Below are 25,476 nucleotides of genomic sequence, written 5' to 3'. Positions count from 1 at the left end.
CTAGATCAGTAAAAATTTTACTGATTTTTTCTTTTACAAACATGAGGGACAACAATGCAACGTTATCCTATGACTCCCGAAGGCAAAATTGCCCTAGAGAAAGAATTACAGCAACTTAAAAGTGTTGATCGTCCACGTATTACTGCAGCAATTGCTGAAGCGCGTGAACATGGGGATTTGAAAGAAAACGCTGAATACCACGCTGCTCGCGAGCAACAAGGTTTCTGTGAAGGCCGTATCCAAGATATCGAAGGTAAATTGGGTGCTTGCCAAGTGATTGATGTTAAATCACTTGAGCAAAATGGTCGTGTGGTTTTCGGTGTGACAGTGACCATTGAAAACTTAGATACTGAAGAACAAAAGACTTATAAAATCGTTGGTGATGACGAAGCAGATTTTAAAATCAACAAAATCTCTGTGAATTCACCAATTGCGCGTGGTCTTTTGGGTAAAAACGAAGGCGACGATGTAAAAATCAACACACCACAAGGTGAAGTTGAGTATGAAATTTCTAAAGTTGAATATCTTTAATTCATTAAGATAAGCAATTTTAAGCCCCTCTTTTGAGGGGTTTTTTATTATTGTATGTTTTCCTTAGCCCAATGTATGCTATCGAGTGACCAAAATGTACGTTCAGCAACAATAGTCGACTGAATACGTCATTGTTCAACTGGCTTATTTCATTAAAGTGTTATCTAAAACAAAAAGAGTCATAACACACGATGAAATTTGGACATGCAAGCCGAACGGCACAAGCTGCCGCTGCCATTCGCGCAAATCATTATTTATATGCGAACCAACCTGTTTTTTCCGACCCTTATGCCTTTCATTTCACCAGTCCAATTTGGCGTCGACTGCTTTCAAGTCGTGCATGTATAAAAGCGTTAAATAGCAAAATACCCAACCAAACATTTGGATTACTCACTGCACAGGTGGTGGCACGTTCACGCTATGCCGAAGATCAATTAGAAAAGGCAGTACAACAAGGAATTAAACAATATGTGCTGATTGGTGCAGGTTTAGATTCTTTTGTCCTCCGATTAGCGCAGAAATACTCAGATATTAAAATCTTTGAAGTTGATCACCCTGATACTCAGGCATTAAAAATACAAAGTCTACAGAAACTCGGGCATATTCCAGACCATGTTGAGTTTGTTTCGATTGATTTTGAGAAAGAAAATTTAGCGTATGCCTTAAAACGGAGTTCTTATAATACCGAGCAACCCGCTTTCTTTTCTTGGCTTGGAACGACGCATTATTTAAAACCAAAAACAACTATGAGCACCTTACAAACCATTGCCGAATTTGCAGCCACAGGTAGCGAATTAGTTTTAGATTATTCTATTCCCTATCAAGATTTAACTGGTATAGAGCGTGTCGGATCATTTGCTGTTTCCAAATTTACCTATTTTTTAAGTGAACCCATTATTGGGACATTTCACAGTTATGAGTTACACCGTGCCGTGACAAAACTGGGTTATGTGGTCTTAGAAGATTTATCTGCACATGACATTACACAGCGTTATTTTGTAAATCGTAAAGATCGAATACGGCATACTCAAGCCACGCATTTACTGCATTTAAAACGAGCTTAAGCATTTATCTGTGGTCGACATTTATAGTGAGTCAGCTAGAATAGTCACGCGAATCATTATTGCTATTAAACGTTATGTCTGAAAAATTGATTAATTCACCTGTCAATCATTGGTGTGAGTTTGAGTTCATCTCTAAAACAGTGAAGAACCCAAATATTCACATCAAAGGTCATTATTCATATTATTCTGCATATTGGGATCAAGGTTTTGAGCGCTGTGTGGTGCGTTATCTGCACGACAAACCTGCGACCCCAGAGAAGCCGATAGACCAGCTACATATCGGTAATTTTGTCTGCTTTGGCGCAGAATGCGTGATTATGATGGGTGGTAACCAACTCCACCGCACAGACTGGATTTCAGCCTTTCCGTTTGATACACGGAGTTTTGTCCCTGCGGGCGACACCATCATTGGTGATGGATGCTGGATCGGCTCACGTGCCATGATTATGCAAGGCGTTACGCTGGGTGAAGGTGCTGTGGTGGCTACAGGCGCCGTGGTAACTAAAGATGTGCCGCCTTATGCTGTTGTCGGCGGTGTACCTGCTAAAATTATTAAATATCGCTTTTCTGAAGAAGATATCAAAAAACTGCTTTCCCTCAAGCTCTATGACTTAGATGAAAAGCAGTTTTTAAAAATGCGGGAGCAGTTGCAGACGGATGACGCTAAAAATCTCATAACCTATTTAAATGGATAATCCACTCGAAATGTAAAATTCCCATTCTTTTTTGAAGTCCACTGAATCTTCATATGAATTCATTGGCTGCATACTTATCTGCTGTAAATAATAGTCACTGTCAGGATTTTTTTGGTATTCATCAAAATATCGCATAAATATGCTAGCTATATGTACACTTCGAAAGTCATTTAATACCTGCCCATATAACTGATGTGTATTAATTACTCTCCCCCTTGACTCCATGTCATCTTTAAACGCTAATAGCTGCTGTGTTAATGCTAAATCTGCATCAATAATTTCCTTAAACCATTGCACAATGTATTCGTATACATCTACCGTTGATTTTCTATCTTTTAAGTTTTTACCTAAAAACAAATAAATTACTAATATTTGATTTTTAAGAGAATCATTTAAAGCTAATAAGTTAAAACTATGAATTATTTTAATTAATGATCGCGTTGTAGTTTTACAATGCAAAGCCATAAATGAAAATAAGAAGTCAATTTTGTTAAACTGTCCAACTCTTATGCTAATGCCTAGTTCCTGCAATTTATCCTGTATAAAACTCAATCTATTTTCAATTTTTGTAGGATTTAGCTTAATAAAAAAATCAATGAATTTATCTAAATACTCTTCCCCAATTTTTTCATCATAACCGTAATTATGACAAACCACCCTTGAAAACTGTGTTTTATCCATAACTAGAACAAAAACAATTTTAGGAATATCAAAGAAATGTTTAACCCTTTCAATTAATCGTATCGCAAAATCAGGACGACAACGATCCAACTCATCAATAATAAAAACTAAGGGATTTTCTAAACTTGCAGCTAACTCAGTTAATGTACTTTTAAAAGCCTGCAAAGATTGTTTTTCCTCTTCATAGCTATCAATCTTAGCTTGAATTGCTTCTGTAACTTTTTCTCCAATATTTTCAGTCACTTTATCAATTGCATCATCAAGTTTATCTGTGATTTGCTCACTATCAATTTTAATAAGTGGAATAATCCCACCCGTTAATGCACAGCTAATCATTGAAGCAATAAGTGTTGGAGCTAGAGTTAAAAGTCCTTGCTGCATAACTGCCGTTGCTTTCTTAAATTTATGTACCAAACGCTTATCAGCAGTTTTATCTAGTTTCGCTGCAATTTCAGAGGCTATAACAAGAAATGGATCTTCCAAATAATCATTAGCAAATGCATCTAGGTAAATGACGTTATGCTCAGTATCCATTAAATGCTTTGCCCAATGTCGGACAAACCATGTTTTGCCCTCACCCCATCGTGCATCCAAAGCAAGAACAGCACCGCAGTTTAAACGATCGACGTAATTTGTAAGTTGCCCTCCTAAACGACGGCGATCCCAAAGATCACCTTCCCATGCAGTTTCAATATTCTCAAAATTATCTTTAGTCCAGTTTAATTGGTTATCCATCATTTCTATTTATATTCATCAAGTTAACTATGTATTGAGTATAGCAGTAGCGCTATAAATTAACATTTAACCCATAAGCATCTCGTAACTTGTCATAGCCTTTTCCCCAAATACAGACTATAAAGAACACATAAAATAAAAAGACCCCACTTTTCAGGATGAATGATGACGAGAACCACTCAATTCTCAGGCATATTTATACTTGCCCTGCTGGCAGCAGTCGTCGCAACTTTTTGCGATGCGATTCATGTCTATACCCAGACGCTTAGTTATCCCAACCCATTATTTTTCCATCAAGCTTGGTGGGTATTCCCTGGCTTTTTTATTGCCTTTGCTTTCATGGCATTTAGCTATATTCAACTTACACAACTACTTAAACACCACGTAATGACTCAGCTCAGTTGCCATCACGATGGTACAGCTCCATTAGTTGAGGCTTTAGTACTCTTTGCGATTGTCTACATACTCAGTGGTTTTGGTAACTTCCACCCTGAAGCATTGTGCTGGATTTTCTATATTAGCTTTTTTATTCGCTGGTTATTTAGCTATGAGCGTACATGGCTACTGATATTAGCCATTATGCTTGCCATTGGCGGCATGTTCTTTGAAGGACTATTAGCTGAATTTGGTTTAGTCAAATATCGCTATTCAGAAGTTTTTAATGTGCCGTATTGGCTCGGGGGCGTATATATGCATGGCGCATTTGCCTTACGTGCAGGTATGCGTCGTTTTGTTTATCGTTAATTTTTTAAATTTGGAAAATTGAGACGTAAAAAAAGACCACTCAATCGGAGTGGTCTTTTTTTGAATATGGTGGCTATGACGAGACTTGAACTTGTGACCCCCGCATTATGAGTGCGGTGCTCTAACCAACTGAGCTACATAGCCTTAAACTGTGCGCGCATTATGGAGGGATATTTAAATATCGTCAAGCCCATAATGCGCGTATTTGATCAAAATTTGTTGAAGTGAACCGATAAGCCGGGTTCTGTCGAGGACGATCATTCCTCTAGGCGTACAATCACTCATACGCTCAAGCGACCTACCCGGATCCAGCATGGGCCATGCCTAAAGGATCCCTATTTGGTCTTGCTTCCGGTGGGGTTTACCATGCCATGAACTGTTACCAGTCATGCGGTGCGCTCTTACCGCACCCTTTCACCCTTACCTCCGATTTTGATTGCTCAAAACCATAATGAAGGCGGTCTACTCTCTGCTGCACTTTCCGTCGGCTCACGCCGCCCAGGCGTTACCTGGCACCTTGCCCTATGAAGCCCGGACTTTCCTCCCCTGGTTTAGTCACGGAGACCTATACACAGCAGCGATCGTCTGGTTCACTTCGGGGCGCATTCTAACAAATCTGACAACTAATTGCTTGATGTTTTTTGAGCAGTTAGTTTTTCGTACTTTTGTTGAAGCTGTTCCTGAGTTTCAGGATGTGCCGGATCCAATGGAATACAGTCCACCGGACAGAACAACTGACACTGCGGTTTATCGTGATGCCCAACGCATTCCGTACACAAATCGGGGTTAATCTCATAAATGAGTTCCCCCATGAAAATCGCCTCATTGGGGCATACAGGTTCACAGACATCGCAGTTGATGCATTCATCAGTGATATATAAAGACACTCTACCAACCTTGCTGTTGTTTACGCTTAAAGGCTTCCACAACAGCTTGTGGTACAAACTGAGTGACATCACCATTTAAACGTGCAATTTCACGCACGAGCGTAGATGAAATAAACGAATATTGCTCTGATGGGGTTAAGAACACGGCTTCAAATTTACTGTCCAAACGGCGATTCATATTTGCCAATTGAAATTCATATTCAAAATCTGAAACTGCACGTAAACCACGTAACACAGCTGTTGCTTTTTGCTCGTTAAAGAAGTTGACCAACAGCCCATCAAAACCTACAAACTCAACATTTGACAAATGACTTAAAGACTCTTGCGCTAGTGCAACACGTTCTTCCAGACTAAACACAGGGTTTTTGTGATGTCCAATTGCAATTGCCACGACAACTTCGTCAAACATGCGTGATGCACGTGTCACTAAGTCGATATGACCATTAGTAATTGGATCGAATGTGCCCGGATAAATTACACGAGTTTTAGACATCCAGTTGTACTCTGTTATTTTGTAGACGGGTATTTTAACAAAATCTTGATTTATAGGTGAAGTCAGCTTGTAAATTTAAAAACTTCATCTTATTCAAAGTTCGGGTACAATAGTGCTAAGTTTGGAAGTTTTTGATTATGACGAAAGCAGTAGTTAAAAAAAATAGTAGCAGTACGATTGCCCTAAATAAGCGTGCGCGTCACGATTATTTCATTGAAGAAAAATTTGAAGCGGGTCTTTCATTACAAGGCTGGGAAGTCAAATCAATGCGTGCGGGTCGTATGACTATCGTAGAGAGCTATATTACGTTTAAAAATGGTGAAGCATTTTTATTCGGCGCTCAAGTGCAACCTTTACTGAGTGCTTCGACACATGTGGTGCCTGAAGCAACACGTACTCGTAAATTATTGCTGAACCGCCGTGAAATTGAAAAACTACAAGGTGCGATTAACCAAAAAGGTTATTCATGTGTGCCTTTGGCATGTTACTGGAAAGGTCCTCATGCCAAACTTGAAATCGCCCTAGTAAAAGGTAAACAGCTTCACGACAAGCGTGCAACGGAAAAAGACCGTGATTGGCAGCGCGATAAAGCCCGTATTTTTCATAAATAAGTTCAATAAAAAAACCTCCATCTTGGAGGTTTTTTTATTTTTAAATTGCAGATTTAGCAGAATTTCAATCCACCAAAACAGTTGGTCCGAACTTCCTGATTTCCCAAGACCTGATTTTTTAACGTTAAATTGGCCGCACCGGCATTACTAAGGTTAATTGAACCGACATTTTTATAAATCGGTAAACCAAATGCTGCACCAACAGCAGAACCTAATGGAATATAAATCGGTTCATTGGTTAAAATTTGCGATACTTTTTGAGCAACTTGTGGCAAGACGCCTGAGATATCCACTTCAGATGTTGGATTTAATTTGCCAATATTGATCGGGTCTTTAAATGACATCCACCAACCTGTACGTGCAATATCATCGGGATTGGCATCTGGCCAACTAATATCTTGAGATTGAAGCGATAAATAACCGGCTGTGCCATTTAGTGGAATGTTATGAATCATATTTAAGGCTTGCTCAAAGGTAATGTTCATTTTCAAACCATCAATTGATGAGCCCGAATCCATAAAGAACTGCGCCCCTTCTACCCATAACAAATTACGGTCAAGTTTGACCTGCAAACTACCACTATCACGGTTGAGTTGAATCGACGGTACAGTCGCACTGATATTTTTGGCAACGGCTTGAGTTTGTCGTTTTCCGTTGATGGTAATTTCAGGGACGGTAAATGGCACATTCATTGAAGGAATTTTTAAACCCTTACTATTTTCGGGTTGGCTGACAAAGCTACGATCATTGTTCCAAATCGTATTAATCACCAAGTTCCCCGATAAAGTCTCACTGGTGCTATCCCCAAAGATCGCGGCTTGGGTCTTTGCTGTCCCTGTAGTCGGTGCAATTTTCATATAACCGCTCAGTGACTTAATCCCATCTGTCGGCGCACCCGTATTTTGAATACCAGTGGTCAATAAACCTGTAATTGATTCAGCACTGACACGGAAGCCTTTAACTTCGCGTAAAGCGGCTTGTTTTGGGTTTTTAATTGCAAATTCAATAAACGGATTTTTCAGTTCGGCACTGGTTGACGCTCGATCACCATTAAAGACGGGATTACCGTTGGCATCGGTCGACGTTGCATTACCACTCAACGCTAGATGACGAATATCAATATCACAGCCATTTGACCCATTTACCCCACCACAGCCGAGTTGCAAACTTTTGACATTGACGTTCAGATCCATGACGGCATCTAAACTGAGTTTGTAGAAACCAATATTTTCATCGACCATTTGTTGGTTGACCAAAATAGGATCGGTATAGGACATATTCATCAATGCAGCACCATTGATGGCAGACAATTCTTCATCTGCTAATCCCACCAATCCTTCTGCTGCAAAAACAACGTCAGAAACACATAAGGTCAATGCCATTGCGACTATTGTTTTTTTCACGATTATTTAATCCTTTTTAATATTCGTCACTCATCCCGAGTGAAATTTATGAGAAGATTAAATCAATAGCGTTGGCGTAAATGAATGGCAATTTGTGACACGCATCACAACTCAATTATACAAAATGCCAATTTTCACGAATTTTAGGCCAATAAAAACCCCAGTAACATTTCCATCACTAGGGTTTTCAAAGATTTATAAATGATAGTTCAAACGATTTATTTACAAATTAATTAACTTTATTTAACAACAGTCCCAGATATTCACCAAACCAAATAGCGGTTTCTAAATCACCCGCAGGTGGCGTGACTTCAACAGGCGCATTATCCGATTGTGTCATTAAACCTAAAAAGCTCGACATCCGATTTAAATCTGTTGTGCTTCGTCCAGTTGGCATCAATGGAAGACCGCTCCACAACATGCCGTGCTGCATGGCGAATAAATTGATTTGCTGCAATACTGCCAATTTATCTCCACTTAAGCCGCCACCATTGGTAAAACCAGCGGCTAACTTGCCTTGCCATGTCCGTGCTAACCAGCGTTTAGATGATTGCTCCATGAATAATTTCATTGCCGCACTCATACTGCCCATATAGGTTGGGCATCCAAAAACGATGGCATCTGCACTGTCCAATTCATCCCAATCCACATGCTCTACATTCATGAGATGGACTTTTACACCGGCTTTTTCTGCACCTTGTACAATGAAATTCGCCACTTTGGCAGTGTGCCCATAGGGGCTGTGGTAAACAACAGCAAGAGATTTAGCAGTCAAAGACATAACATTTAAAAGTCGATAGATTCAGTCAAGTTTAGCATTTTCAAAGCATAAAGACGAATGTTGCCATACGTCCTGTTTTCGCTTCTCGGCGATAAGAAAAATATTCTTCAGCTTGCAAAAAGGTACATTGGTCGCCACCGGTTACAGCTTTAACCCCATGTAATGCAAGAATATAACGCGCTATCGCATAAAGATCAGCATAATATTTACCTTCCTTTACACCAGCTTTAAATGCACTTTCAAGTTCTGGATATTTGGAACAAAAGGCAGCTTTGACTTCTGCACCAATTTCAAAACTCTCTTGGCAAATTGCTGCCCCCAACCAAGCCCATGTTGGCTGTGTGTGAATGGCTGCAATGGTGTTTTCCACAATACCGTTGGCCAAGCCCTTCCAACCTGCATGCAGATTGGCAACTTCAGTCCCGTCAGTATTACCCAAAACCACAGGTAAGCAGTCTGCGGTCATCATCATCAGGGCATGATGTTTAGACTGCGTGACCATACCATCGCCTTCGGGTGCAACAAAGTTGATCTGTTCATCAATGCGATGGCATAGCGTACTGTGCGTTTGGTTCATCCAACTGATTTTATTCACGCCATATTCAGCAAAGTCGTTCAACAACTGCATTCGGTGCTTTTGCACACGCGCTGCATCATCTCCCACATGCAATGCCAGATTAAATCCTGCCAGTTCAGGTTGTTCAGAGGGTTGCGTCTGATCATGATGAACTCGAGTTTGTCCCACAAAAACACCCTGTGGAAGTCCCTGAACAAATTGCATGTTGCCGTCCTTTTCTATCTATGGCGTGTAAATCAGGTTAAAACTTAATACGCTTTGTTTTCGCTACGTAATACTTCAACCAATTGATTAAAGTCTTCAGGCCATGGTGCTTCAAACATCATGTCTTCTCCTGTACGTGGATGAACGAGACCCAATTTAACCGCGTGTAACGCTTGACGTTTAAAGCCACGTAAAGTGTCATCTAATAACATCGACGCGCCTGCAGGCATACGTACACGTGGTACATACACTTGATCGCCCACAAGACCATGACCGATATAAGTGAAATGCACACGAATTTGATGGGTACGACCCGTTTCTAAACGTGCTTGAACGCGGGTAAAGTTTTGGAAACGTTCTTTCACATTATAGTGAGTCACCGCATCTTTACCGCCCGGCAAGACTGCCATTTTGATGCGATCGACAGGATGACGTTTAATTGGTTCATCGACTGTACCGCCAGCAATAATGTTGCCATATACGATCAAATCGTAAATACGGTAAACCGATTTCTTCGCCAATTGCTTACTTAAAGAAAATTGGGATTCGAGGTTTTTCGCAACAACCAACAAACCAGAGGTGTCTTTATCAATACGATGCACCAAACCTGCACGGGTCAACTCTGAAGATTTTGGGTAATGGTGCAAAATTGCATTCACCAATGTGCCTGTACTGTTTCCAGCGCCCGGATGTACAACCATACCGACAGGTTTATTAATCACCATAATATCGTCATCTTCATAGACAATATTAAGTGGAATATCTTCAGGTAAGCTACGGGTTTGTGCTTCTAACTCGACGTCTAAAGTCAATAACTCTGTGCCTTCGCATTTGTACTTTGGTTTCACAGTGTTACCATTGACCAACAAATGGCCCTCTTTGAGCCACTGTTTTAGCTTTTCACGAGAAAAATCAGTCCAAACCAGTGCTGAAACCTGATCAATACGTTGTCCTAAATAGCTTTCATCCAATTGAAATTGCAACGATAAACGTGTTGCAGTTGAGTCTGAAGTATGGTTATCTGCATCCTCAGAATCTTCAAGTAAATTGAAATCAGTTTCAGGGAAATTAGAATTGGAAGATTGTGCTTGACTCATTTGCTCATTCAGACAAAAGTGGTTTAATAGTTCAATTGTAGCTCATTGCCCGTATTAACAGAGGAATTTTTATGTCGCTACCAAAATATAAAATGACAATGCTTGCTCTAACAATAGGCATTGCATCGGCAATGGTAGGCTGTAGCAGTAATCCAAAGAAAGAAGTGGTCGACACAGGTCCACAATCAAGCGAACAGATTTATATCGAAAAAGCACAAAAAGCGCTTGAACGTAACCAATATACAGATGCAGCAAAACACCTTGAAGCTCTAGAGACCTACTACCCTACAGGTAACTATGCGCAGCAAGCACAACTTGAACTATTGTATGTAAAGTTTCAGCAAAAAGACTATGAAGGTGCGATTGCACTTGCAGACCGTTTTATTCGTATGAACCCACAACATCCGCAAGTTGATTATGCGTACTACGTGCGTGGTGTTTCAAACATGGAGCAAAACTACAACGGTTTGCTTCGCTATACTTCTTTAAAGCAATCGCATCGTGATGTGAGCTATCTCAAAGTGGCTTATCAAAACTTTGTCGACTTTATCCGTCGCTACCCATCGAGTGAATATGCAGTCGATGCCGCACAACGTATGAAGTTCATCAGTCAAGAATTGGCTGAAAGCGAAATGAATGCGGCGCGTTTTAATGTGAAGCGTAAAGCATGGTTAGCTGCTGTTGAACGTTCACTTTGGGTGATCGAACATTATCCGCAAGCGCCACAAGTTCCAGAAGCTCTAGCGACTGTAGCCTATGGTTACGACAAACTTGGTGATAAAACCACGTCTCAGCAATACATTGAAGTACTTAAACTGAACTATCCAAAACTTGTGAAGTCAGACGGTACGGTCAATATGCGTGCTGCACGTAGTGAAGGCAGCTTCCTTAACCGTGCAACTTTGGGTATTTTCGGTAAAGAAGCACAGACGATGTCTGAGCAAACCTCTACACACGTAGTTGAAACCGATGAAGAAAAACGCAGTTTAACCAATCGTTTAAGCTTTGGCTTATTGGATCGTCCTCATAGCGAAAAAACTGAGTCGTCAGAATAAGCTGAATAATATAGTCGCAACGAAGGTCGATTTTTCACAAAGGGCAAGTTAGAATACTTGCCCTTTTATCTTTTCAGGATCTACAGATTCGGTTAGATTAAAAGGTATACAATAGTTCGATGGACGATGCTGTACTGGATCTCCACCTGAACTTACAGCATTGCTGATTTCAAAATATTTCCGAACTGCCCAAATTCAATAGATAGACAGATAAAACAGCATGGCCATTCCTCAACATACAATTGATCAAATTTTAGATCGCACCGATATTGTCGATGTGATTGGTCAATTTGTGAAATTGAAAAAGACTGGACGCACCTACTCAGGATGCTGCCCATTCCATCAGGAAAAATCGCCATCTTTCCATGTCTATCGTGATAAACAATATTTTCACTGCTTTGGTTGTCAGGCCAATGGTAATGCCATCCGTTTTTTAATGGATATTGGTAGCCGTAACTTCATCGAAGTAATGAAGGATTTATCTAGCCAAACAGGTATTGAACTACCGAAAGACAATAACGATTCCAATAAACTCAAATATAAACGCGAATCTAAACCCAAACCTGTACAAAAACCTCCAATCGAAGCAAAAGCTCTGCCACCCAAAACAGGCGAAACCGACACAAATCCTGCTGCAGTAAATTTCGAACACGACCCATTTGCTGAGTTTCAAAATAACGAAGATGCCTTTTATGGGAACGATCCGTTTGCTCACTTTGACCAAGTTACCAATGGTTTTGAAGATGTGCCGCAAGAAGGAAACTTATATGACTTGCTGGAAAATGTCGCACAGTTTTATGAGCAACAACTTCCGCTCAGTCCAATTGGGCAAGCTTATTTTAAACAACGGGGTCTCAGTGCAGACACCATCGCCTATTGGCGCTTAGGCTATGCCCCTGAAGATTGGCAACATCTGGAAAAAGCCTTTCCACAAGATATCGAAGGACTCAAACTTCTCGGTTTGATTCGAACCAGTGACAGTGGTCGTGACTTTGACCTACTGCGCGAGCGGGTGATTTTCCCGATTCGAGATGCGAAAGGTCGTGTGGTCGGTTTTGGTGGTCGTGCCTTAAATGATGAAATCAAACCGAAATACATCAACTCCCCAGACTCTGAAGTTTTCCATAAAAACCAGTTACTTTATGGTTTATACGAAGGCCGTAAACAAAAAGCCCAAGATTGGTTAATGGTCGAAGGTTATATGGATGTTATTGCCCTACAGCAATATGGCATTCATGGCGCTGTAGCGACTTTAGGGACTGCCAGTAATACTGAACATTTAAACATTTTATTTAAGCAAAATAGCCGCATTACCATTGCATTTGATGGTGATGCCGCAGGTCAAAAAGCAGCTCGTCGTACGCTCGAAATTGCCCTTCCATTACTGAATGATGGACGTGAACTTAAATTCTTTGTATTGCCGAATGACCATGACCCAGATTCATTGATCCGCCGTGAAGGTATTGAAAATTTTCGACGGTTACTGCACACCTCACCGCTTCTTTCTGAATTTGTTTTTGCACATTTAACGCAAAATCATGATGTCAGTTCACCTGAGGGTAAAAGTCAGGTGATGGGTGAACTCAGACAGCTCACTGAACTGTTGCCGAAAGGTGGTTCATATCGTTATTTGCTACAACAATATTTCCGTGAAAAATTAGGGTTTAGCCGAAAGTGGCAGCCTCAAGTCAATAATGATGCATCATTGAGCTTTAGTACAAAAATTGATGCTGAAGAATATGTGATTGCGATTTTAATCAATCATCCTTATCTCTACATTCACTTTGAGCCCTTACGCGCTTTAGTTTCACAAGATTTATTGCTTTATCATGTTTTAAATATTTTCAATGTAATTTTTGATGAATTGCCTGATGATCCAGAGTTATCAACCTATTATGTACTCGGTGCTTGTGCAGCACATCATCATGAATTACAACGTATTTTAGAGCATGCCAATATCAGCGATTATACGTCTTCACCTGAACAAGCAGATAAACTTGCGGCAGATTTATCGACAAAATTGCAATATCAATTCTTACAACTCAAGATCAAGTCGAATAAGTTTTCTAGCCTTGCAGAAATGCGTAATTTAAAACAACGTATTTATGATATTGATAAAAAAAGATCGCTCACGCTCCTTGAAGATTAAGTTTTAATTTCAAGTTCAAGCTGTGAACAACATACTATTCAATGAATCAGCTTATTTATTTCTTTGGTTTACGGCGATTTTCAGCCACATTAACTAAATTTTTTTCTATCATTTCAAAATAAGCGGGATCTTCCGCCATCGCTGCATTGCGCAGCACGATAGAGGTTGGATGCAACAGCTTTTGGGTTAAACGATGTGACATTTCTTGCATAATCTTCGCAGCATCTTCGCCCTTTTGTAGACGATTCAAGGCCAAAGCCAGCTCTTCTTGACGCAATGACTCCCCATGTTCACGGTATGCATGAATTGTCGAGCCAGCCAAATTCACTTTTTGCTGTGTGATTAAATCTGTCGCAAGCTGATTAACCATCACTTCGGCTTCAACTGCCGCCTGACGACGCTGAGCCAAGTTTTCTTCAATGACAGTTTGCAGATCATCGACACCATATAAATAAACACCATCTAAACTTTCAACTTTGGCTTCAATATCTCGTGGTACAGCCAAATCAACCAACAGCATTTGTTTATAACGACGTTTTTTCAGTGCTGCTTTGACATCCGTAAAATAAATCACTTGATGCAAGCTTCCGGTACAACTTGAAATTACATCTGCACGATGTAAATTGTCTGCCAAATCTGCAAAATCAATAATTTCGACTTCTACACGATGAGCAATCTCTTGGGATAAAGCTTCGGCACGGGTACGTGTACGGTTACAGATAATAATTCTGCCCACACCCATTTCGGCCAAATGCTTTGCAACCAAGCTATTCATTTCACCAGCAGCAACAATCATGACCGTCAATTTTTCAGGCTGACTAAAAACCTGTAAAGCTAGCTGAGCAACGGCATAGCCCATCGACACCGCATGACTTCCTACGGCTGTTTCAGAACGCACTCGTTTTGCCGCATAAAAGGCATATTCAAAAATACGGTTTAAATTTGGGGAGACAGTTTCGGCATCTTTGGCTAAGGACAAAGCCGTTTTAACTTGACCTAAGATTTGAGGCTCACCAAGCATGAGCGAATCCAAGCCGCTAGCCACACGCATGAGGTGTGTCACCGCCTGTGCATTTTCATAACGATACACATGATTTGACAATTGCTTTACATCAATACCATTTGATTGGGCAAGCCAATTCAATACCATGTCTGCATTTTCAGACATCGCATAGACTTCAGTACGATTACATGTAGATACCACCACCATGTCATTGAGTTCAGGTGCATGGCTTTGCTGTTCAAGCAGCGCTGTTAACTTTTCAGGGTTAAATGCAATCTGTTCGCGCAGTTCTACAGAGGCGGTTTGATGGTTGACACCCAATGCAAAGAAAGACATATCAGATCATCATTTCGCTAAATTTATGCTATTGTGCATTATCGGCGTCATAAAAAGCATTACTTGGATCAAGAAAAATTGCGTCTAACAAATAGCCGACTGAACGGCCAGACAATAAAGCAGTATTCTACCACATTCTTACTTGTTGGTAGCATGGCTTCTACTGCCCCAATTCGGGCCGTGGGAGAAGTTTACCATGCAAATTCAGGATATGATGCAATTAAACAAAGTATGATTGCAGAATTTGCCTTAGCTTATAACGACATCCCAACCGCGCTTCATAATTACACCGTGCTTGCAATCAAAAGTAAATCCACCATGGTCAAACAGCGTGCTTTAAACGTTGCTATTGAGCAAAATGATTTACAAGCAGCCTTAGATATTGCTACACATTGGGTTGTGCAAGAACCTGAAGATGTACCAGCATTATTTTATTTATCACATATTGCTTTGAAAGCCCATGAATATGAGCTTGCCGCCGAAACACTTGATAAAATTTTAACCATTGACCCAAATGCAGATTTAGAACAAATTTTGGCGGGTATTTCCCCTGAATCAGAGGAAGATCGCGCTTATCTGATTCAAGCACTGACCGCTAGCAAAGAAAAAACCAACCCTTCTATTTTGGTCTTAGTCGCAGGTTTACAAGCTCAAAATGGTGCCTTTGCTGATGCCTTAGATACCATTAATTTAGCACTAAAAAAACGCCCGAAAGTGACTGGCTATATCCTAATGAAAGCCAATTTACTCATGTCGTTGGGTGATGAAGACGAAACCTTAAAATGGTTCGAAAAATCCAGCCGTAAACACCGCAACAATATGGAAGTTCGCTTAGCAGAAGCAAAATATTTAATTAAAATCAATCAGTCAGAATTAGGTCTAGAAAAACTCGAAGATATACTAAAGAAATGGCCATCTGCTGAAGAACCGCTATTTATGGCAGGTTTGACCAGTATTGACTTAGAGCTTTATGAAAAAGCCGAAAAGTATTTGGTGGAGTTACGTTATTCGAGCAAATACCAAAATGAAGCGTATTACTATCTCGCAGTAAATGCTGAACGCAAACAGCATTATGAAACGGCAAAAGCCTATTATCGCCTTGTTGATGGCAGTCTTTATACAGTTTCACGGCGCAATATGATCAGCATTTTTAGCCAGCAAAATAAGCTGCATGATGCACTGCGCTTTTTAACCCAAGAGCGGGTTAATTATCCTCAACATGCCAGTTTCTTATATCTTGCTCAGGCGGATATTTTAAAACGCATGAACAATAAAAAAGCAGCAGTCCGTTTGCTTGATGAAGCGGTAAAAAACTTGCCCGAAGATCCTGAGCTCATTTATGCCGAAGTTCTACTGCTCGACGCCCATCAAGATAAAGATAGACTCGACCAATTACTAAAACAATTACTCGAAATTGAACCCAATAGTCCGACCTATTTAAATGCATATGCCTATACATTGGCGGTACAAAATAGACGCTTAGATGAAGCCCGAAAATACGTCGAACATGCCTTAGAATATGCTCCTGAGCAAGCTTCAATCTTAGATACGTTCGGTTATATTTGTTATTTGCAAAATGATTTTAGTACATCTGCATCTGTTTTGGCCAAAGCGTATGAACTGAGTAATAGTTTAAAAATTGGCATTCGCTATGCACGATCAGTCTTCATGCAAGGTGATATGAATAAATTTGACGCGTTGTTACAACAACTCCAACAAAAACATCCGAATGATCCGCAATTAGAGCAACTACATTCGTTATTGTTACCCCAACCCATGAAAAAGAGTTAGAAAGACTTTATGCAAGTATCTTCAAAATTTGGGGTATCTGCCCTGACCTGCTGCGCTTTATTTTTTACCGGTTGTCAGCAATATGTTAAAACACCCGATCAACCCAGCCCTGAAGAAGTCGCTGCAAATCAATTCAACTTACAAGGTAAGATTGGTGTGCGCACGCCACAACAGTCAGGAAGTGCTTTTTTTACTTGGGTTCAAGACCGCAATGAATATGATATCGAACTGAGTGGCATATTAGGTGTTGGAAAAACTCAAATCAGCGGTAAACCCGGTCAAGTTCAACTCAATAGTGCAAAAACCGGTTTGATTGAAGCAGCAACACCAGAAGAATTACTCGAACGTGCTACCGGTTGGCAAGCTCCCATTACCCACCTCGTCGACTGGGTACAGGCGCGCCCTGCAACCACACAAGCAAAAATTCAACGCGATACTGCGCAGCGCCCACAACAGATTATTGAAGATGGTTGGACCGTTGACCTCAGTTATAACGAGACTGCAACGGTACCGAACAAGTTAATTTTAAAACAAGCACTTGAATCCGGTCAGGAAAACCGTATTACAATGGTGATTCAAAATCGTTAATTTGCCTAAAAACTGAGCTATGACTTCTGTGATTCGTGTACCTTCTCCTGCAAAACTCAATTTGTTTTTGCACATTACTGGCCGACGTCCGAATGGATATCACGAATTACAAACGATTTTTCAGCTCATCGATTTATCGGATTGGATGGAATTTCACCCACTTGCAAATTCTGCTGATGAAGATTTTATTCAAATTGAGGGCTTAAACAGCGTCAATCTAGAGCAAAATTTAATTTATCGTGCTGCTCAAATACTCAAACCGTTTGCTAAAGCACTGACTGCACAAAAAATCCACATTGAAAAAAATATTCCGATGGGTGCAGGGCTCGGCGGTGGTTCATCCAATGCAGCCACCACCCTAATCGTGCTCAATCAACTATGGAAATGTGGTCTAAATACCGAACAACTTGCAGAACTCGGCTTACAACTTGGGGCAGATGTTCCCGTGTTTGTACATGGTCTAAATGCATGGGCAGAAGGCATCGGTGAACACTTAACATTCATAGATTTAGCTCAAAAACAGTACATTGTGTTAAAACCTGACTGTTTTATCAGCACTCAACTGCTTTTTTCACAAAAAACGTTGACAAGAGACTCAAAGCCCACTAAATTTTGCGGCTATCAGGAAACGCCATCTGATTTTGGAAATAACTTTGAGCCTGTGGCACGAAGCTTATATCCCGAAGTCGATGAAGCAATGCGGTACTTAGATCAGTTCGGTACAGCAAAGCTTACAGGTACAGGTGCTTGTGTATTTACTGAAGTGACTGAAAATATGAATATTGATGACATATTGAAAAATGCACCATGTAAATCTTACTTGGTTCGCAGTTTGCAAGAATCACCATTACGTCATTTTGAAGTTTGATATAGGGGCGTCGCCAAGTGGTAAGGCACCGGGTTTTGATCTCGGCATCCGTTGGTTCGAATCCAGCCGCCCCTGCCATCATTTTTCACCTGTAGATGTAATTGCTGTAAAGTATTAGGGGCGTCGCCAAGTGGTAAGGCACCGGGTTTTGATCTCGGCATCCGTTGGTTCGAATCCAGCCGCCCCTGCCATTTACTTTATTCGCTATTTCATCAATTTAGGGGCGTCGCCAAGTGGTAAGGCACCGGGTTTTGATCTCGGCATCCGTTGGTTCGAATCCAGCCGCCCCTGCCATTTACTTCAAAAAAGACAGAGCATAATTTGCAGTATCTTTGTTGTTTCAACTTGACAAAATACTGTAAAAATATTAAAGTTCTGCCGCATTAGGGGCGTCGCCAAGTGGTAAGGCACCGGGTTTTGATCTCGGCATCCGTTGGTTCGAATCCAGCCGCCCCTGCCATCTAATTCTCCAATTTGCCAACCGCCAAGGGTGCTTCATGCCCAATCTTGTCGTTTTTAGTGGATCTGCACATCCACAATTCGCCCAAAAAGTCGTTAGCCACCTTCACATCCCTCTAGGTGCTGCATCTGTAGGTCAATTTTCTGACGGTGAAATCGCTGTCGAAATTACTGAAAATGTTCGTGGTAAAGACGTATTCATCGTACAACCAACTTGTGCTCCAACTAACGATAACCTTATGGAAATCTTAGTTATGGCTGATGCTTTGCGTCGAGCAAGTGCTGGTCGTATCACTGCTGTTATTCCTTATTTTGGTTATGCTCGTCAAGACCGTCGTCCACGTTCAAGCCGTGTGCCAATTACAGCAAAAGTTGTTGCAGATATGCTCACAACTGTTGGTATTGACCGCGTTGTCATGATCGACCTTCATGCTGACCAAATCCAAGGTTTCTTCGATATTCCTGTAGACAACATCTACGGTACTCCTGCACTTTTAGCAGATCTTCGTCAACAGTCACACGACAACTTAATGGTTGTTTCTCCTGACGTTGGTGGTGTAGTACGTGCGCGTGCTGTAGCTAAGCAAATGGGTGATATCGATCTTGCGATCATCGACAAACGCCGTCAAAAAGCGAATGAATCTCAAGTAATGCACTTGATCGGTGACGTTAAAGGCCGTGACTGTGTCATCGTTGATGATATGGTGGATACAGCAGGTACATTGTGTAAAGCTGCTGACGCACTAAAAACTTTTGGTGCTCGCAAAGTTGTTGCTTACGCAACTCACCCTGTACTTTCTGGTAAAGCTTTAGAAAACTTGAAAAACTCTGTGATTGACGAATTGGTTGTAACAGACACTATTCCGCTTTCAGAAGAAGCTCAAGCTCTTGGTAAGATTCGCCAAGTTTCAGTTGCAAGTATGGTTGCTGAAACAATTCGTCGTATTAACAACGAAGAATCTATTAGCGCAATGTTCGATTCTTATCTATAATATAGCGCTAAATTTAAAAGCCCTGCCTTTTGGTGGGGCTTTCTATCACTAGACTGGTCGAAGGTCTAGTTAATTAAACTTAAATAGGAATGTCTATCATGGCAAACTTCGTATTAAATGCAGTAGCACGTGAAGAAGCAGTACAAGGGAAAGGTTCGAGCCGCCGCCTTCGTCTTCAAAATAAAGTACCAGCAATCATCTACGGTGGTGCAGCTGAACCTGTAGCAGTTACTTTGGAACTTCGCGAACTTGTTAAAGCTTTAGAAAACAACGCATTCTTTGAAGAAGTTGTTGAAATCAACATTGACGGTAAAGCTGAAAGCGTTAAAATCCAAGCTTTACAACGTCACCCAGCTAAAAACACTCCTATGCACGCTGACTTCAAACGCGCATAAGTGTTAAATGGTGTAAATGAGTGAGTAAACTTTCACTGATTGTTGGTTTGGGTAACCCAGGTTCTGAGTATGCCCAAACCCGCCATAATGCAGGCTTCTGGTTTGTAGAACGCCTTGCAGAACAATATGGCATCCAACTTAAAGCTGATCCTAAATATAAAGGCATCAGTGGTCGTGGTAATATCGAAGGTCAAGACGTTCGTCTGCTGTTACCTACAACCTTTATGAACCTCTCTGGTCAAAGTGTTGTTCCCTTCGCTAAATTCTATCAAATTGCTCCTGAAGCAATGCTTATCGCACACGATGAACTTGATATGAACCCTGGTGTCATTCGCCTGAAAACTGGCGGTGGTCATGGTGGTCATAATGGTTTACGCGATATCGTCCCGCATATTGGTCCAAATTTCCATCGTTTACGTATTGGTATTGGTCATCCTGGTTCTAAAGAACGTGTCTCAGGCCATGTCTTAGGTAAAGCACCAAGTAGTGAACAAGGTTTAATGGATGATGCTATTGCACATGCCTTATCACGTACTAAATTGTTGGTAAGTGGTGAGATTCAGCAAGCCATGAACCAGATCAACGCTTACAAATAGAACTGACAATTCCACAAATTGTTGAACAATACTTATTGCCATCTGAATGATTTCAGAGCAAAATGCGCTTGCATTTGACTGCTCACCCAGCATTCAAGAGATTGTTCCACCATAAGATACGATCTTAGGTCTACCAAGGAGACGCTAGCCATGCTATCTCGTTTATTAAAAGCTAAAATCCACCGTTGCGTCGTTACACAAGCAGAATTACATTATGAAGGTTCTTGTGCAATTGACGGTATTCTTCTAGATTTAGCCGGTATCCGTGAATATGAAGAAATTCATATGTGGAACGTGACTAATGGTAAGCGTTTTACCACTTATGCCATTCGTGGTGAAGAAGGTTCTGGCATTATCTCTGTAAATGGCGGTGCTGCTCACCAAGCAGATATTGGCGACTTGTTGATTATCGCAACTTTTGGTGATTTCACAGAAGCTGAAGCAAATGCACATAAGCCACGCTTAGTCTATGCGAACCCAAACAACACGGTGAACCACACAGCGAACTGTATTCCAGTTCAAGTCGCTTAATTCAAGCATTTAAAGATTCTAAAAAGCCCGCAAAATTTGCGGGCTTTTTTATGGCTAAACTATGCATTATTGACTGCAAAAATTCAGTATTAGACGCATATCACTACATATAACTCAACAGCTCAATTTATCTACCCTGCTCTCGGGCCCTTCCACCATACTTGGTTTTGTTTACAATCAAAGGGCTGTAAATGCTCTCCGACCAAACCCACCAACAAAGGCTGACCATTTTCTTGTACATTTAGCTCTGCATATTGCGAATCGCGATAGCATGCTTCCAAGCCTTCAGCAAATAAAAAGCTGCTCGCAGCGGGATATAAACCCTCAAATCTATTGTCAGGATTTTTGAGCACCAGTTTTGTGGATGAGCTTGGATACTGCGCTAATAACTCTGGGTTGAAACTGGTTCGAATCACTCTACGCTGTGCATCAAGCTGCGCATAACTCACAATACTGTTTTTATCGACAAAATAGTCACGGTATACATTTTCTTCTTTGTTCGCTTTGGCAGCTTGCCCATTGGCAGATTGCTCTTTTGATGGCTGACCACCAAAATAGAGCTGATAATTCAAGGCCATATAATCCCCTTGAATCAAAGAGCGCGGATCGACAGGTTGCAGCTTTACATAAATACTCTGACTGTTTGCCAGATGCCATTCATGACGTGCAATCATCAGCACAAATAAAAGAATACTGAGTACAACCAAACCAACAGGAAGTATTTTTTTATTAAGTATGGTCATCACACATCTCCCCCTTGTTTAAGCTGTATCGCAGATAACATCTTGGTAATGCCAAGCAGCAAAAGGCCAGAGATCAAAATCGTTAAACTTTTTAATAAAAAACTCAGACCCAAATTGTAGTACAGCATCCATAAGCTAAAAATGATCAACACGATGCTCAGGGCTTTAACCAAAGATTGCTGATAGACCTGCGCCCATGCCAATAAAACCAATAATAAGAAAATTTCAAAATAACCCATCGCAATCAGCACAAGGCCCAATAGCAGTAACGGCCATTTTTCGCTCCCCACCTGTTTTTGCTGATTTGCGATGTAAAGGCCAAGCCAAACCACAGGCAGCAGGTAACCGACAAACAGGTCAAGAACACCATTTTGGGTCTGTTCAAACTGTAGAATGTTATTTGACAACGTCTGCAACACCACACCCGCCAATACGATGCATAACATCCATAACACAATGCTTTTTCGATACATCGAGTGCAACCAAGCTGTTGCACTCCCGAGCAAGAAAATCAGTAGAATATAATTCAATCCAATCACAGCTAAGATGACATGTTCATTGCTCATAAAAAGATCGGCATCAAATAGTGTGGCCACTGCAAGGCCGTATCCTGCAATGAGTTGAATAAAAACAATAAACCAATGCATTCGACTAAACAAACAGAGCAATATAACGCCAATTTGCAACATTAAAATAAACGAAATGCTATTGGTTAAGCTCTCTGTATGAATGAAGACCGCAGATTGGCCACATACCCATAAGCAGTAAGCAAATTGGCGACTAAAGATACTTTTAGCTCGTCGAATCAACCACCAAGCCACAGCTACAAAAACTAAGCCCATGACGATCGAAAACGCCTTCCAATAGGTCAGCAATAAGCTCGATAAAATAATTCCTGCCAACCATGCCCCAATCGCTAAAGGAATAACCGCAAATTTAGTCTGTGGCAGAAATTTCATCAGTGCCCAACTGATCACCGCAAACCAAGCAAATATCAGCAAAGCAAAAACCAACAATCCTGCACTCGAGTCAGATAAAATATGTTCTGCCCATTGGAAAATCAAAATACTGAAACTCGCGGCAAGACCCGCAGTTTGTAAACTGGTTTCTAATGCACGCTGTTGTCGATAAAAATAGATAATCAGATAAATTGGAAGCAACAAGGCAAAAATTAAATATTGCCATTGATACTGATCTACCCCATTTCCACAGTATAAAAACATGCAATACATCGACATTAGTGTAATAAATGCAATAAATACTAAGCGCAGTGCAGCATAATATTTCAAACAATAGGTCACACAAATTGCCGTCAATACATTCATACAGAGTAAATACCCCCAAGAATGATCAACGATTAAATAGCTTTGTTTAAAATATAAAAATAATGCCAATTGACTGATCAAACACAGTAACGCAAAGACTCCGATATTCGGTCGATATAACCAAGGTAAAAGCAGCAAAGCCCAGACTAAAAATAACAGATAACTGTCTGCACCTGTTTGATAGACCTGTCCAATCACAGCCAAACTCAATCCGAGCAACAAAGCACTTAAAGCATCTAAACTTTGCTGAATCCAAGCATGCCTTGCAAAATATACACTCGTCACAGCACTCAGTAGCAACAGCAACATTGGAATTGCCAATTGAATGAATTTTGGCAACATCAACCAGTTTGCCGCGATCAAATACACGAAACTGGCAGCTATCAGTGCAACACCAATCACTTGCAGATACCGAATAACCTGTACATCTTGAAACAGATCTGTTGAAAACTCTTGATCTAACTGTGAACGATGCAGCTTTATATTTTGCTGCTGAGAATGCTGAGGAACGGTCATTTTTTATCATTATGCAATCATGGTTGATTTATCGGCACGATAGCATGCTTTGACACACTTTATATAAATGCTTACAAATCCAATCTTATAACTTTACTTATCTAAAATTTTGCAAATGATTCTAAGCAATAATCCCCCATCATCACTCAAACAGGTCTATACTCAAGACACATCGCTTCAGGGCGGGGTGAAATTCCCCACCGGTGGTAAATTTGCTGGGTTGAAAGCCCTACAAAAAGCCCACGAGCCAATCGTTTAAACGCGATTCGCAGATCAGGTGCAATACCTGAGCCGACGGTATAGTCCGGATGAAAGAAGACGACGTCACATCTCTATATCATTGATCATTTTCAATATATATCGTAACGCCACTATTTCACATGTCCTGAAATGTTCAACCGTATCTAAAATTTACGCGAGCGTTTCAATGTCTAGTTTAATTCAACCCGAAATTTTCTTTTCTGCCCTTCCACCTGCAGAACAGCGAATGCTGCAAGCCTTAGAAGACATTCGTCATGGCAAGCCTGTTTTAGTCATGGACGATTTTGACCGTGAAAATGAAGCCGACCTGATTGTTGCTGCAGAAACACTGACTGTAGAAACCATGGCACGCATGATTCGTGACGGTTCAGGGATTGTCTGCCTGTGTTTAACCGATGCTCAGGCTAATCATTTAGAACTTCCACCCATGGTGTCTGATAACTCTAGCCATTTTAAAACTGCCTTTACCGTAACCATTGAAGCTGCGGAAGGTGTTACTACTGGCGTTTCAGCAAAAGACCGAACAACTACAGTCAAAGCCGCAATTAAAGATGGTGCTGTGGCTAGTGACTTAAACCGTCCGGGTCATGTTTTTCCTTTACGTGCGCGTGAAGGCGGCGTATTGACCCGTCGTGGACATACTGAAGGGACTATTGATTTGGCACGTCTGGCCGGTTTAAAACCTGCAGGTGTTTTGTGTGAATTAACCAACCCAGACGGCACAATGGCGAATGGCGTACAAGTTTTAGCGTATGCACAAACCCATCATTTGACTGTACTCACCATTGAAGAAATTGTGCAATATCGTTTACAGCACAATCTCTAGTGCGAATTAATTAAAGCTCTACACATTCATAAAAAGGCTGATTGAATCAGCCTTTTTTATTTTTTACTGCACATTTCAAGTTAAGAATTAAACCGTGAATATGTTATAGATCCCGTAGATGGCAACTACCACTAAAATCAGCCCACACAGTGCCAACAATTTTTTATACCAGCGTGATTTCGACAATCGATGAAAAGACAAATACACCAAAGACAAAGTTGCGAAATCTAAAACGATCCAACTCAGGGTCAACACAATTAAACTCAGATTAAGATGAGGAGTAATTCCTACAAACTGCGGAAAAAATGATGCGAAAAAAATAATATCCTTAGGATTTGAAATTCCCACGATCAATCCTTTCTTAAAGCCCCCTTGTGCTGCTTTTAACTGCAGAGATTGTGCAGTGGGCTGTATAGTTACTTCTTTTAAAATATCAAAACCAATAGACTTCTTTCATAATTCATTTTTTGCTCAGCTCTAAATTATAGATTCCCGCAATTAAATTGAATCTTAAGCCCAGTCTTTTTCCTCGATTACGA

25 protein-coding genes, 5 tRNA genes, 1 other RNA gene, 1 pseudogene and 1 riboswitch are annotated in these 25,476 nt (G+C 40.8%); of the genes and pseudogenes, 19 read left to right on the top strand and 13 right to left on the bottom strand.

Annotated features, from left to right (window positions below):
• The first annotated feature begins 54 nt into the window (after nt 1-54).
• The 3 genes from greA to AC25JC_RS15380 all read left to right on the top strand — a co-directional run bounded on the left by greA (nt 55) and on the right by AC25JC_RS15380 (nt 2,290).
• Entirely contained in the window at nt 55-531 is a 477-nt protein-coding gene (greA, locus tag AC25JC_RS15390) for a transcription elongation factor GreA (RefSeq protein ID WP_078192164.1), read from the top strand.
• Nucleotides 532-722: 191 nt separating this feature from the next.
• Complete coding sequence (locus AC25JC_RS15385) at nt 723-1,595, top strand: class I SAM-dependent methyltransferase (RefSeq protein WP_486924371.1); 873 nt, start codon at nt 723-725, stop codon at nt 1,593-1,595.
• Between the two features lie 74 nt (nt 1,596-1,669).
• Nucleotides 1,670-2,290, top strand: coding sequence for a CatB-related O-acetyltransferase (locus AC25JC_RS15380; protein ID WP_486924370.1), 621 nt, complete (start codon nt 1,670-1,672; stop codon nt 2,288-2,290).
• Here the strand turns inward: AC25JC_RS15380 and AC25JC_RS15375 are convergent.
• Entirely contained in the window at nt 2,279-3,709 is a 1,431-nt protein-coding gene (locus tag AC25JC_RS15375) for a KAP family P-loop NTPase fold protein (RefSeq protein WP_486924369.1), read from the bottom strand. The two genes, AC25JC_RS15380 and AC25JC_RS15375, sit on opposite strands and share 12 nt — an antisense overlap.
• 162 nt (nt 3,710-3,871) lie before the next feature.
• On the opposite strand from AC25JC_RS15375, the gene AC25JC_RS15370 reads away from it, so the two are divergent.
• Nucleotides 3,872-4,450: a hypothetical protein gene (locus tag AC25JC_RS15370; protein WP_486924368.1), complete on the top strand. Its 579-nt coding sequence runs from the start codon at nt 3,872-3,874 to the stop codon at nt 4,448-4,450.
• A gap of 67 nt (nt 4,451-4,517) precedes the next feature.
• On the opposite strand, the gene AC25JC_RS15365 is transcribed toward AC25JC_RS15370, so the two are convergent.
• From AC25JC_RS15365 to coaD, 4 genes are all read right to left on the bottom strand, one after another.
• Nucleotides 4,518-4,594: transfer RNA gene (locus tag AC25JC_RS15365), tRNA-Met, on the bottom strand.
• Nucleotides 4,595-4,667: 73 nt separating this feature from the next.
• An RNA gene (rnpB, locus tag AC25JC_RS15360) (RNase P RNA component class A) lies at nt 4,668-5,047 on the bottom strand.
• A gap of 26 nt (nt 5,048-5,073) precedes the next feature.
• Nucleotides 5,074-5,337, bottom strand: a complete 264-nt coding sequence (locus AC25JC_RS15355; RefSeq protein WP_078191349.1) for a YfhL family 4Fe-4S dicluster ferredoxin — start codon at nt 5,335-5,337, stop codon at nt 5,074-5,076.
• 1 nt (nt 5,338) lies between these two features.
• Nucleotides 5,339-5,830, bottom strand: a complete 492-nt coding sequence (gene coaD / locus AC25JC_RS15350) for a pantetheine-phosphate adenylyltransferase (RefSeq protein WP_078191350.1) — start codon at nt 5,828-5,830, stop codon at nt 5,339-5,341.
• A 137-nt stretch (nt 5,831-5,967) separates the two neighbouring features.
• On the opposite strand from coaD, the gene smpB reads away from it, so the two are divergent.
• Nucleotides 5,968-6,441 (top strand): SsrA-binding protein SmpB, encoded by a 474-nt coding sequence (smpB, locus tag AC25JC_RS15345; RefSeq protein ID WP_078191351.1) that lies wholly within the window; start codon nt 5,968-5,970, stop codon nt 6,439-6,441.
• A 53-nt stretch (nt 6,442-6,494) separates the two neighbouring features.
• Here the strand turns inward: smpB and AC25JC_RS15340 are convergent, their stop codons facing one another.
• The 4 genes from AC25JC_RS15340 to rluD all read right to left on the bottom strand — a co-directional run bounded on the left by AC25JC_RS15340 (nt 6,495) and on the right by rluD (nt 10,503).
• On the bottom strand, nt 6,495-7,844 hold the full coding sequence (locus tag AC25JC_RS15340) for a hypothetical protein (protein WP_373684428.1): 1,350 nt from the start codon (nt 7,842-7,844) through the stop codon (nt 6,495-6,497).
• Nucleotides 7,845-8,073: 229 nt separating this feature from the next.
• Entirely contained in the window at nt 8,074-8,625 is a 552-nt protein-coding gene (locus AC25JC_RS15335) for a flavodoxin family protein (protein ID WP_078192171.1), read from the bottom strand.
• Between the two features lie 40 nt (nt 8,626-8,665).
• Nucleotides 8,666-9,406 (bottom strand): peptidoglycan editing factor PgeF, encoded by a 741-nt coding sequence (gene pgeF, locus AC25JC_RS15330; RefSeq protein WP_486924367.1) that lies wholly within the window; start codon nt 9,404-9,406, stop codon nt 8,666-8,668.
• Between the two features lie 44 nt (nt 9,407-9,450).
• Complete coding sequence (gene rluD, locus AC25JC_RS15325; RefSeq protein WP_078191355.1) at nt 9,451-10,503, bottom strand: 23S rRNA pseudouridine(1911/1915/1917) synthase RluD; 1,053 nt, start codon at nt 10,501-10,503, stop codon at nt 9,451-9,453.
• 71 nt (nt 10,504-10,574) lie between these two features.
• Between rluD and AC25JC_RS15320 the strand changes: the two genes are divergently transcribed.
• Complete coding sequence (locus AC25JC_RS15320; protein WP_486924366.1) at nt 10,575-11,558, top strand: outer membrane protein assembly factor BamD; 984 nt, start codon at nt 10,575-10,577, stop codon at nt 11,556-11,558.
• Between the two features lie 220 nt (nt 11,559-11,778).
• A complete protein-coding gene (locus tag AC25JC_RS15315; protein ID WP_486924365.1) occupies nt 11,779-13,707 on the top strand; it encodes a DNA primase in 1,929 nt (642 codons plus the stop codon).
• A gap of 55 nt (nt 13,708-13,762) precedes the next feature.
• Here AC25JC_RS15315 and hemA read toward each other — a convergent pair whose 3' ends face one another.
• Entirely contained in the window at nt 13,763-15,046 is a 1,284-nt protein-coding gene (hemA, locus tag AC25JC_RS15310; protein WP_486924364.1) for a glutamyl-tRNA reductase, read from the bottom strand.
• A 78-nt stretch (nt 15,047-15,124) separates the two neighbouring features.
• Between hemA and AC25JC_RS15305 the strand changes: the two genes are divergently transcribed.
• The 11 genes from AC25JC_RS15305 to panD all read left to right on the top strand — a co-directional run bounded on the left by AC25JC_RS15305 (nt 15,125) and on the right by panD (nt 21,266).
• Nucleotides 15,125-16,837: a tetratricopeptide repeat protein gene (locus AC25JC_RS15305; protein WP_180107740.1), complete on the top strand. Its 1,713-nt coding sequence runs from the start codon at nt 15,125-15,127 to the stop codon at nt 16,835-16,837.
• Between the two features lie 9 nt (nt 16,838-16,846).
• Nucleotides 16,847-17,425 (top strand): lipoprotein insertase outer membrane protein LolB, encoded by a 579-nt coding sequence (gene lolB, locus AC25JC_RS15300; RefSeq protein ID WP_249734495.1) that lies wholly within the window; start codon nt 16,847-16,849, stop codon nt 17,423-17,425.
• Nucleotides 17,426-17,453: 28 nt separating this feature from the next.
• Complete coding sequence (ispE, locus tag AC25JC_RS15295; protein WP_180114867.1) at nt 17,454-18,293, top strand: 4-(cytidine 5'-diphospho)-2-C-methyl-D-erythritol kinase; 840 nt, start codon at nt 17,454-17,456, stop codon at nt 18,291-18,293.
• A 3-nt stretch (nt 18,294-18,296) separates the two neighbouring features.
• Nucleotides 18,297-18,371 (top strand) — tRNA-Gln (locus AC25JC_RS15290).
• A 38-nt stretch (nt 18,372-18,409) separates the two neighbouring features.
• Nucleotides 18,410-18,484, top strand: a tRNA-Gln gene (locus AC25JC_RS15285).
• Nucleotides 18,485-18,512: 28 nt separating this feature from the next.
• Nucleotides 18,513-18,587 (top strand) — tRNA-Gln (locus tag AC25JC_RS15280).
• Between the two features lie 91 nt (nt 18,588-18,678).
• Nucleotides 18,679-18,753 (top strand) — tRNA-Gln (locus AC25JC_RS15275).
• A 37-nt stretch (nt 18,754-18,790) separates the two neighbouring features.
• Entirely contained in the window at nt 18,791-19,744 is a 954-nt protein-coding gene (locus tag AC25JC_RS15270; RefSeq protein WP_078191360.1) for a ribose-phosphate pyrophosphokinase, read from the top strand.
• A 98-nt stretch (nt 19,745-19,842) separates the two neighbouring features.
• The gene (gene rplY / locus AC25JC_RS15265) at nt 19,843-20,139 is read left to right on the top strand and encodes a 50S ribosomal protein L25 (protein WP_078192179.1); all 297 of its coding nucleotides are present in this window, start codon (nt 19,843-19,845) and stop codon (nt 20,137-20,139) included.
• A gap of 20 nt (nt 20,140-20,159) precedes the next feature.
• Nucleotides 20,160-20,735: an aminoacyl-tRNA hydrolase gene (gene pth, locus AC25JC_RS15260; protein ID WP_168378106.1), complete on the top strand. Its 576-nt coding sequence runs from the start codon at nt 20,160-20,162 to the stop codon at nt 20,733-20,735.
• 150 nt (nt 20,736-20,885) lie between these two features.
• Nucleotides 20,886-21,266 carry an aspartate 1-decarboxylase gene (gene panD / locus AC25JC_RS15255; RefSeq protein WP_078191363.1) on the top strand — a complete coding sequence of 127 codons (381 nt, stop codon included), beginning with the start codon at nt 20,886-20,888 and terminating at the stop codon, nt 21,264-21,266.
• A gap of 131 nt (nt 21,267-21,397) precedes the next feature.
• Here panD and AC25JC_RS15250 read toward each other — a convergent pair whose 3' ends face one another.
• Both AC25JC_RS15250 and AC25JC_RS15245 read right to left on the bottom strand, forming a co-directional pair.
• Nucleotides 21,398-22,009, bottom strand: a complete 612-nt coding sequence (locus AC25JC_RS15250) for a GDYXXLXY domain-containing protein (protein ID WP_486924363.1) — start codon at nt 22,007-22,009, stop codon at nt 21,398-21,400.
• Nucleotides 22,009-23,850, bottom strand: coding sequence for a DUF2157 domain-containing protein (locus AC25JC_RS15245; RefSeq protein ID WP_486924362.1), 1,842 nt, complete (start codon nt 23,848-23,850; stop codon nt 22,009-22,011). Before AC25JC_RS15245 ends, AC25JC_RS15250 begins: the two co-directional genes overlap by 1 nt.
• Before the next feature lie 170 nt (nt 23,851-24,020).
• Nucleotides 24,021-24,174: riboswitch (FMN riboswitch) on the top strand.
• A gap of 103 nt (nt 24,175-24,277) precedes the next feature.
• Between AC25JC_RS15245 and ribB the strand changes: the two genes are divergently transcribed.
• Nucleotides 24,278-24,937, top strand: a complete 660-nt coding sequence (gene ribB / locus AC25JC_RS15240; protein ID WP_180101767.1) for a 3,4-dihydroxy-2-butanone-4-phosphate synthase — start codon at nt 24,278-24,280, stop codon at nt 24,935-24,937.
• An 87-nt stretch (nt 24,938-25,024) separates the two neighbouring features.
• Here the strand turns inward: ribB and AC25JC_RS15235 are convergent.
• A pseudogene (locus AC25JC_RS15235) lies at nt 25,025-25,381 on the bottom strand (LysE family translocator); the annotation flags it as partial.
• Between the last annotated feature and the right edge of the window lie 95 nt (nt 25,382-25,476).

The sequence above is a fragment of the Acinetobacter sp. P37 genome, from assembly GCF_057480965.1.
Note: the sequence above shows the minus strand (reverse complement) of the source record. Positions and strands in the feature narration are given on the sequence as shown.

Coding starts and splice junctions, on each gene's coding strand:
- greA (WP_078192164.1), top strand. CDS start 55: ATGCAACGTTATCCTATGACTCCCGAAGGCAAAATTGCCCTAGAGAAA.
- coaD (WP_078191350.1), bottom strand. CDS start 5,830: ATGTCTAAAACTCGTGTAATTTATCCGGGCACATTCGATCCAATTACT.
- AC25JC_RS15250 (WP_486924363.1), bottom strand. CDS start 22,009: ATGACCATACTTAATAAAAAAATACTTCCTGTTGGTTTGGTTGTACTC.
- AC25JC_RS15335 (WP_078192171.1), bottom strand. CDS start 8,625: ATGTCTTTGACTGCTAAATCTCTTGCTGTTGTTTACCACAGCCCCTAT.
- ribB (WP_180101767.1), top strand. CDS start 24,278: ATGTCTAGTTTAATTCAACCCGAAATTTTCTTTTCTGCCCTTCCACCT.
- AC25JC_RS15370 (WP_486924368.1), top strand. CDS start 3,872: ATGACGAGAACCACTCAATTCTCAGGCATATTTATACTTGCCCTGCTG.
- rluD (WP_078191355.1), bottom strand. CDS start 10,503: ATGAGTCAAGCACAATCTTCCAATTCTAATTTCCCTGAAACTGATTTC.
- AC25JC_RS15270 (WP_078191360.1), top strand. CDS start 18,791: ATGCCCAATCTTGTCGTTTTTAGTGGATCTGCACATCCACAATTCGCC.
- AC25JC_RS15375 (WP_486924369.1), bottom strand. CDS start 3,709: ATGATGGATAACCAATTAAACTGGACTAAAGATAATTTTGAGAATATT.
- hemA (WP_486924364.1), bottom strand. CDS start 15,046: ATGTCTTTCTTTGCATTGGGTGTCAACCATCAAACCGCCTCTGTAGAA.
- lolB (WP_249734495.1), top strand. CDS start 16,847: ATGCAAGTATCTTCAAAATTTGGGGTATCTGCCCTGACCTGCTGCGCT.
- rplY (WP_078192179.1), top strand. CDS start 19,843: ATGGCAAACTTCGTATTAAATGCAGTAGCACGTGAAGAAGCAGTACAA.
- AC25JC_RS15320 (WP_486924366.1), top strand. CDS start 10,575: ATGTCGCTACCAAAATATAAAATGACAATGCTTGCTCTAACAATAGGC.
- pgeF (WP_486924367.1), bottom strand. CDS start 9,406: ATGCAATTTGTTCAGGGACTTCCACAGGGTGTTTTTGTGGGACAAACT.
- panD (WP_078191363.1), top strand. CDS start 20,886: ATGCTATCTCGTTTATTAAAAGCTAAAATCCACCGTTGCGTCGTTACA.
- smpB (WP_078191351.1), top strand. CDS start 5,968: ATGACGAAAGCAGTAGTTAAAAAAAATAGTAGCAGTACGATTGCCCTA.
- AC25JC_RS15245 (WP_486924362.1), bottom strand. CDS start 23,850: ATGACCGTTCCTCAGCATTCTCAGCAGCAAAATATAAAGCTGCATCGT.
- AC25JC_RS15380 (WP_486924370.1), top strand. CDS start 1,670: ATGTCTGAAAAATTGATTAATTCACCTGTCAATCATTGGTGTGAGTTT.
- AC25JC_RS15315 (WP_486924365.1), top strand. CDS start 11,779: ATGGCCATTCCTCAACATACAATTGATCAAATTTTAGATCGCACCGAT.
- AC25JC_RS15385 (WP_486924371.1), top strand. CDS start 723: ATGAAATTTGGACATGCAAGCCGAACGGCACAAGCTGCCGCTGCCATT.